A 6,000-nucleotide genomic window follows, 5' to 3' on the forward strand; every position below is an offset into this window, starting at 1 on the left:
CTTACAAGCCGGTCGCGGTAGGAAGGATCAGAATTTTGCTCTTGCGTCAGCCAATAGCATCCATGCGTTCAAGTAAGCGTTTGCGCTTAAAGTTCAAGCTACCACCAATGTTTTCGATGAACTCAACGTTCATAAGACCCGGAGTCATTGCTATCGTCCTGGGTGACGTGCTGCTCACCACCAGTATCTTCACGAACTCAACGTTCGCAAGATTCCTGACAACAACGAACTCGGCGAGTGTTCTCCGTTAAATGACTTTTTTGCCGGACTAGAAGCGCGACAATACTGATGTCGGTGCAGTTACCGACGTGCGCGAGCCGATGAATGCGCGGATCCGCGATTCGTTGCACAGGCGGCGACTACTACCGGTGCTTGCTGTTGGAATCAACCGCCTTTCTCGCTACCACTGCTGCAAGGGTTTGATCGCACTCCCCAACAGCTTCACCGCTTTGCCTATACTCGTCATGTTTTCCATGGGAACAATTATACCCGATCACACACCTTGACAAATGCCAAAGTCAAGCTTTCCTCTGCCCATATTGCACGGTTCGAGTGCTTCATTTGATTGTTTTAGCGGATTATGGTATCTTGCCACCGTGCCGTATCGAAGATGATATAGGCAACATATGTCATATACCTTGCTGTATATGACACAGCACTCCGCGGCAGGACCATGATCGTCCTGTCTCATCGTTGCACTACGGTGTGACGACGTGATTCCGTGTTGAATGACGTTTGCCCTCGTCTGGGCAACGTCCGGAGGAGAAACAATCGATATGTCGCTGCATTCGACGCGCCGGCAATACGCTCTAAGAGCATTAGGCTGGTTGATCGCCGTGATGCTGACGTTCGTCACTCGACCGTGGCCGGTCGCCGCTGCGCCCACCCTCGTTCTTCCCACTCCTCCCGGCGAACCTTGGCGGATTATTCAAGGCTATGCTTGTGGTACCCACAATGGCTGGGATCGCTATTCGCTCGATTTAGCCCAAGTCAATGGGCCAACCTATAACGCTCCAATCCGGGCTGCTGCTGCCGGTACGCTCTGGCACTGGGAAGCGCGGAGCGGAACGATAATCCTTTTCCACGGGGATAACTTCTTTACAATGTATACCCATCTTAGTCGTCCGGTGACGACCGAACGCGGCTACGCTTTTGCGGTAGGCGACGTGCTTGGCTATGCCGGGGATCGCGGTTCGCCCGGTATTCCACATCTCCACTTCACTGCCTATACCGCCGGAGCAAACGGGTGGAGTGGGCGACAATCGGTACCGCTACGGTTTGCTGAAGGCTATGACCTGCCGGAAATCGGTGGTTGTAATCAGCATGGTGGTACAATCTTGACTGCGATGTCGCTCCAAGATCCGCAAGTAACGTTTAGCAGTGTGGCGTTACCGGCAGGATGGTACAACGTTGATCACCAGATCGATTTTAGCGTGACGTGGGGGGGCGGCGGGCTGAGTCAAGCGTGGGATAGCGAGCCGCCTGCCGATGGGCCGATGTTCCCCGGCGCTTACGATGGCTATGCTCGCCTATCTGATATGGGGGAGGGTTGGCATACGCTTTATGTGCGTGCGTGGGGGCCTGATGGTCGCCAGACGTTAGCGCGCTATGGGCCGGTAGGGTATGATGTTTCACCACCGGTATTGCATATCACGCTGAGTAGCTCGACCATTCCGGCCAACCAATCGGCAATCCTGACATGGCCTGCTGCCATCGATCCGCTCTCTGGAGTAACCGGTTATCGCCTATACCTTGGCCCCGATCCTGACGGCGAGAGTGAATGGTTTGAGGTTGAGCCAAGGGTGCTCATACCGCCGTTGGCTCCCGGCACGTATGTTTTACGGGTAAAGCCGATTGACAATGCGGGTAACGTAGGCGCGTGGCAGACGGTGCAAACCGTTGTGGTGACGCAACACCCCTAGCTTCACGCCTGTTGGTCGCTCACTGTCGCACGATCACCGGTGTTCCGACCGGCGCCCAATTGTAGAGCCACGCTGCGGACACGAGGGGAAGATTGATACAGCCGTGGCTCCGGCGTACACCGGTGCCGAACTGATTGTGCCAGTAGGTGCCGTGCAGGGCTACTCCACCGACAATGTACATCGCATGGGGTACTTTTGGCACCAGCCAGCACTCGCCGCCGAGACAGCCACGCATCGTCTGTTCGCGCACTTTGGCGTAGATACTAAAGGCGCCAACCGGTGTATTAAAGCCATCGCGTCCGGTTGAAACCGGTGCGTCGAAGATGATGCGACCATTTTCAAGGGCATAGAGCCACTGATCACTTAGATCGACGATGATGAGCTTGTCGCCTGAGTGTGCTACCGGCTGAGCGGGTTGTGCGGTCGGTTGAGCCGGTCGGGGGGTAGGTGCTTTTGGCAGCGGTGGTGGAGTGACGGTGGGTGGTGGTAGTTCCTGTACGTGACCGTTGGCGTCGACCGGTACCGCGTTTTCGGCTGCAACCGGACGCAAATCGATCCCACGTAGACGGGCGAGATCGCGGCCTATATCACCAACCTGCACCGTCTTGGTCGGGGAGGCCGAACGGGGATCGACTTCGAGCCGTGCGCGTTCAAAGTACTGTACCTGCTGTAACGTACCACCGATGTATTCCCAGCACGGTTCGCTGATCGGCAAGCCAAAGACTGCGATCCCACCATGCGCTTCCCAAAAGGCAAGAAACGGTGGCCCTATGGTATAGCCGGTCTCGGTGAAATAGCGCCGTTCGGGTGCTTCACGCACAGCGTGCGACGGGAGCGGAAACGAACGACCTAACGCTGCGGCATACTCGGCACCTACTCGTCCACGGAGGATAGCGTTGTTGTACGCCGGATGCAGCTCAAGCCGACCGCGCTCGAAGTACTGTACGATCAGATCACCGTCACGGAACGGTTGGCTGATCGGCTGACCAAGCGTTAATGCTCCATCGCCCTCACGCCACGCGCTCAAAAAGCCATACGTATCGTCAAGTCGCTGGCCGGTAGCCACAAAGTAGAGGGCATTGCTCTGTGCAGAGAGCGGTGTGCCGATCAGCGCCAGCACTATCCCCAAAACCATCCCGATCAGTCGCATATGTACTCCGTTTCTCTGCGATCTACGGCTGCTTCCCCTGTATTATACGAGTGGCTGAGCTGTGGTACCATAGGAAGAGTGATACTAAATAGAAGCGCTATCAAGGAGAGGCTATGTTAGCTGAATTGCATGAAGAATTGGAAACCATCCGCGAGCGCTTTGCTAACTTGCGAGGGCATCTTTGACTTAGCAGCGAAACAGGCCGAGATTGAACAACTTGAAGTCCGGGCTTCTGATCCTGAGTTGTGGAATACACCGCGCGTCGCCCAAGAGTTGATGCAGCGGCTGACACGGCTGAAAGAAGAGGTGGCGCTCTGGAATGATCTCGACCACCGGATGACCGGTTTGGCCGAGCTGATCGAGTTGGCCGAGCAAGAGGGTGACGACTCGCTGGCAGCCGATCTTGCCGCTGAGTTGCGCGCAGTGCAGCGTGAGGTAGTACAGCGCGAGCTTGAGATCTTGCTCAGCGGTCCTTATGATGACCGTGATGCGTTCTTATCGATCCAAGCCGGCATGGGCGGCACCGATGCCCAAGATTGGGCAGCGATGCTGCTGCGGATGTACACACGCTGGGCAGAACGGCGTGGGTATACGGTGAACTTGATCGATCTGAGTGAAGGTGAAGAGGCCGGGATCAAAAGTGCGACTATCGAAATCCGTGGGCCATACGCCTACGGTTATGCCCGGGCCGAAGCCGGAGTTCACCGACTGATCCGGCTATCACCGTTCAACGCTGCTCATACGCGCCAAACTAGCTTTGCCCGTGTCGAGGTCATGCCCGAAGTGGATGACGCACCAGAGGTTGAGATTAAGCCGGAAGACCTGCGTATTGATGTCTTTCGGAGTGGCGGTCATGGGGGGCAAGGCGTCAATACCACTGACTCGGCAGTACGGATCACCCACTTACCGACGGGCATTGTGGTAACCTGCCAAAATGAGCGTTCGCAGATTCAGAACCGCGAAACGGCGTTGCGGGTTTTGCGGGCGCGTCTCCTCGAACGCGAATTGCAGCGGCAGGCTGAAGAGCGTGCTCGTTTGCGCGGTGAATATCGTGAGGCAGCGTTTGGTAACCAGATGCGTACCTACTATCTGCACCCGTCAACGCTCGTTAAAGATCATCGCACCGATTACGAAACGAGCAATGTGCAGGCCGTCCTCGATGGTGAGATCGATCCGTTTATTGAAGCGTTCTTACGTGCAAATGTACGGGAGTCATGATGGAGATCAAGTATACGCCGTGGCGCATGCGCTATATCAAACAGGGTGATACTGCTGATGATGGGTGTGTCTTTTGTGCGATGGCCGCTGCCGATGGTCGTGATGATGCCGAGCGATTAGTGCTCTATCGAGGGCAGCAGTGTTTTGTGGTGATGAACCTCTACCCCTACAACACCGCGCATCTGATGGTTGTGCCGTATAGGCACGTCGCCGATCTTACTATACTTGATAGTACAACGGCGCACGAACTCTTTTTGCTCACTCAGCAGAGTGTCGCGATCATTCAGACCGAATACGCCCCGCATGGGTTCAACCTTGGGATGAACCTTGGTCGGGTTGCTGGGGCCGGGATCGCCGATCACTTGCATATGCATATCGTGCCGCGTTGGAGTGGTGATACTAATTTTATGCCGGTAATTGGCGATACCAAGTTGATCCCTGAGGCGTTGAACGAGACGTATGACCGGTTACGACCACACTTTGCCGCTCTCAGCTCAGCGTCCGATCAATAATGTCGATGAGATGCTGAACCTCGAACGGTTTTTGAAGGATGACTGCACCTTCGGCTTCAAGGTCGGCAAACCACGGTTTGCGGCTAAGGGCAGTCATCAGGATGATCGGGATACCGTCGTCTTGAAGACGCTCTTTAATACGTTGAAACGTCTCGACTCCATCCATATTGGGCATCATAATATCGCTCAACACCAAACTCGGTGAGCATTGGTTGAGCAGGCGGAGGCCTTCTATACCGTCACGAGCAAGGATGACGTCGTAGCCGGCGTTGCGCAAGGCAATCGCCAAGATGCTTTGGAGGTTGAGGTCATCGTCAATGATAAAAATGGTGCCTTTGCTTGCTGTCATATGCGTTCCTGTATATCCTGCTGTAGTTGGGTACTTGGAAGTCGAGTGAACACGTCGGTGTAGCGTTGAGCGCCATTATACCAGAGAGTGACAAGATACGTGGTAATCTTAGTGTGAAAGTGAGGAGCGATTGTCATGAGTCGTCCGGTGCCGGCAGTACTGGCCGAATATCCGTTTCATTACCCAATCGAGGTGCGGTTTCGTGATCTCGATGCGCTCGGCCATGTGAACAATGCCGTCTACGCAACCTACTGTGAGTCGGCGCGGATCGCCTATTATCAGCAATTAGTTGGTGGTTCGCTCGATCGGTTAGGTATTATTTTGGCCGAGCAGACGATCCGCTACAAAGCGCCGGCCCATTTCGGTGATGAACTGCTGGTCGGTGTGCGGGTGGGTCGGATCGGCAGTAAGAGTTTTACCATGGAGTATGCGATTGCTCGCCTCGGCGATGGCGCGCTGATTGCGACAGCACAGTCGGTGTTGGTAGCTTACGATTATGCCGCCGGACGGAGTGTGCCGGTGAGTAATGAGTTCCGGGCGCGGGTGATCGAGTTACAAGGTGAGTTGCATGAGTCATAGGGGTATCCTGCCGAGGAGGGTGCATGGCGGTGTGCCCCACTACGGGAGGCGCTTTGCACCCTCTGCTTCGTTGCGTGTGTATGCGCGAGCCGTACCGGTGGGGGCTGTTGGGAGCGCCGCACTACCGTGCGGCTTTACTGGGTTTGTGTTATCTACACGGCAGCGCGCCGCGATGGATCGATCTCAACGGGAAGCCGCACTACCGTGCGGCTTTACTGGGTTTGTGTTATCTACACGGCAGCGCGCCGCGATGGATCGATCTCAACGGGA

7 protein-coding genes are annotated in these 6,000 nt (G+C 55.6%); 5 read left to right on the plus strand and 2 right to left on the minus strand.

All coding sequences use genetic code 11. The features are described 5' to 3' along the window. Positions 1-776: 776 nt before the first annotated feature. Positions 777-1,922, plus strand: coding sequence for a peptidoglycan DD-metalloendopeptidase family protein (locus AC01ZF_RS16990; RefSeq protein ID WP_428113432.1), 1,146 nt, complete (start codon positions 777-779; stop codon positions 1,920-1,922). A 19-nt stretch (positions 1,923-1,941) separates the two neighbouring features. On the opposite strand, the gene AC01ZF_RS16995 is transcribed toward AC01ZF_RS16990, so the two are convergent. Next, entirely contained in the window at positions 1,942-3,072 is a 1,131-nt protein-coding gene (locus tag AC01ZF_RS16995) for a L,D-transpeptidase (RefSeq protein WP_428113430.1), read from the minus strand. Positions 3,073-3,185: 113 nt separating this feature from the next. Here AC01ZF_RS16995 and prfB point away from each other — a divergent pair. After that, positions 3,186-4,290 (plus strand): peptide chain release factor 2 gene (prfB, locus tag AC01ZF_RS17000; protein ID WP_424677138.1). Its coding sequence is split into 2 segments (ribosomal slippage): positions 3,186-3,254 and positions 3,256-4,290, totalling 1,104 coding nucleotides; the frame shifts between segments, so codons are not numbered across the junction. Beyond that, entirely contained in the window at positions 4,290-4,802 is a 513-nt protein-coding gene (locus tag AC01ZF_RS17005; protein ID WP_428113428.1) for an HIT family protein, read from the plus strand. The genes prfB and AC01ZF_RS17005 overlap by 1 nt, the downstream gene beginning before the upstream one ends. Here the strand turns inward: AC01ZF_RS17005 and AC01ZF_RS17010 are convergent. Then, positions 4,780-5,151 (minus strand): response regulator, encoded by a 372-nt coding sequence (locus tag AC01ZF_RS17010; protein ID WP_424677139.1) that lies wholly within the window; start codon positions 5,149-5,151, stop codon positions 4,780-4,782. The two genes, AC01ZF_RS17005 and AC01ZF_RS17010, sit on opposite strands and share 23 nt — an antisense overlap. A gap of 135 nt (positions 5,152-5,286) precedes the next feature. Between AC01ZF_RS17010 and AC01ZF_RS17015 the strand changes: the two genes are divergently transcribed. Both AC01ZF_RS17015 and AC01ZF_RS17020 read left to right on the plus strand, forming a co-directional pair. Then, complete coding sequence (locus tag AC01ZF_RS17015) at positions 5,287-5,730, plus strand: acyl-CoA thioesterase (RefSeq protein ID WP_424677140.1); 444 nt, start codon at positions 5,287-5,289, stop codon at positions 5,728-5,730. A gap of 80 nt (positions 5,731-5,810) precedes the next feature. Continuing rightward, positions 5,811-6,000 (plus strand): hypothetical protein (locus tag AC01ZF_RS17020; protein ID WP_476575533.1); only part of this gene is annotated, 190 nt, incomplete at its 3' end.

The sequence above is a fragment of the Chloroflexus sp. genome (assembly GCF_056331925.1).

Bases quoted from the DNA above. Each gene is read 5' to 3' on its own strand.
- AC01ZF_RS16990 (WP_428113432.1), top strand. From the start codon at position 777: ATGTCGCTGCATTCGACGCGCCGGCAATACGCTCTAAGAGCATTAGGC.
- AC01ZF_RS16995 (WP_428113430.1), bottom strand. From the start codon at position 3,072: ATGCGACTGATCGGGATGGTTTTGGGGATAGTGCTGGCGCTGATCGGC.
- AC01ZF_RS17005 (WP_428113428.1), top strand. From the start codon at position 4,290: ATGGAGATCAAGTATACGCCGTGGCGCATGCGCTATATCAAACAGGGT.
- AC01ZF_RS17010 (WP_424677139.1), bottom strand. From the start codon at position 5,151: ATGACAGCAAGCAAAGGCACCATTTTTATCATTGACGATGACCTCAAC.
- AC01ZF_RS17015 (WP_424677140.1), top strand. From the start codon at position 5,287: ATGAGTCGTCCGGTGCCGGCAGTACTGGCCGAATATCCGTTTCATTAC.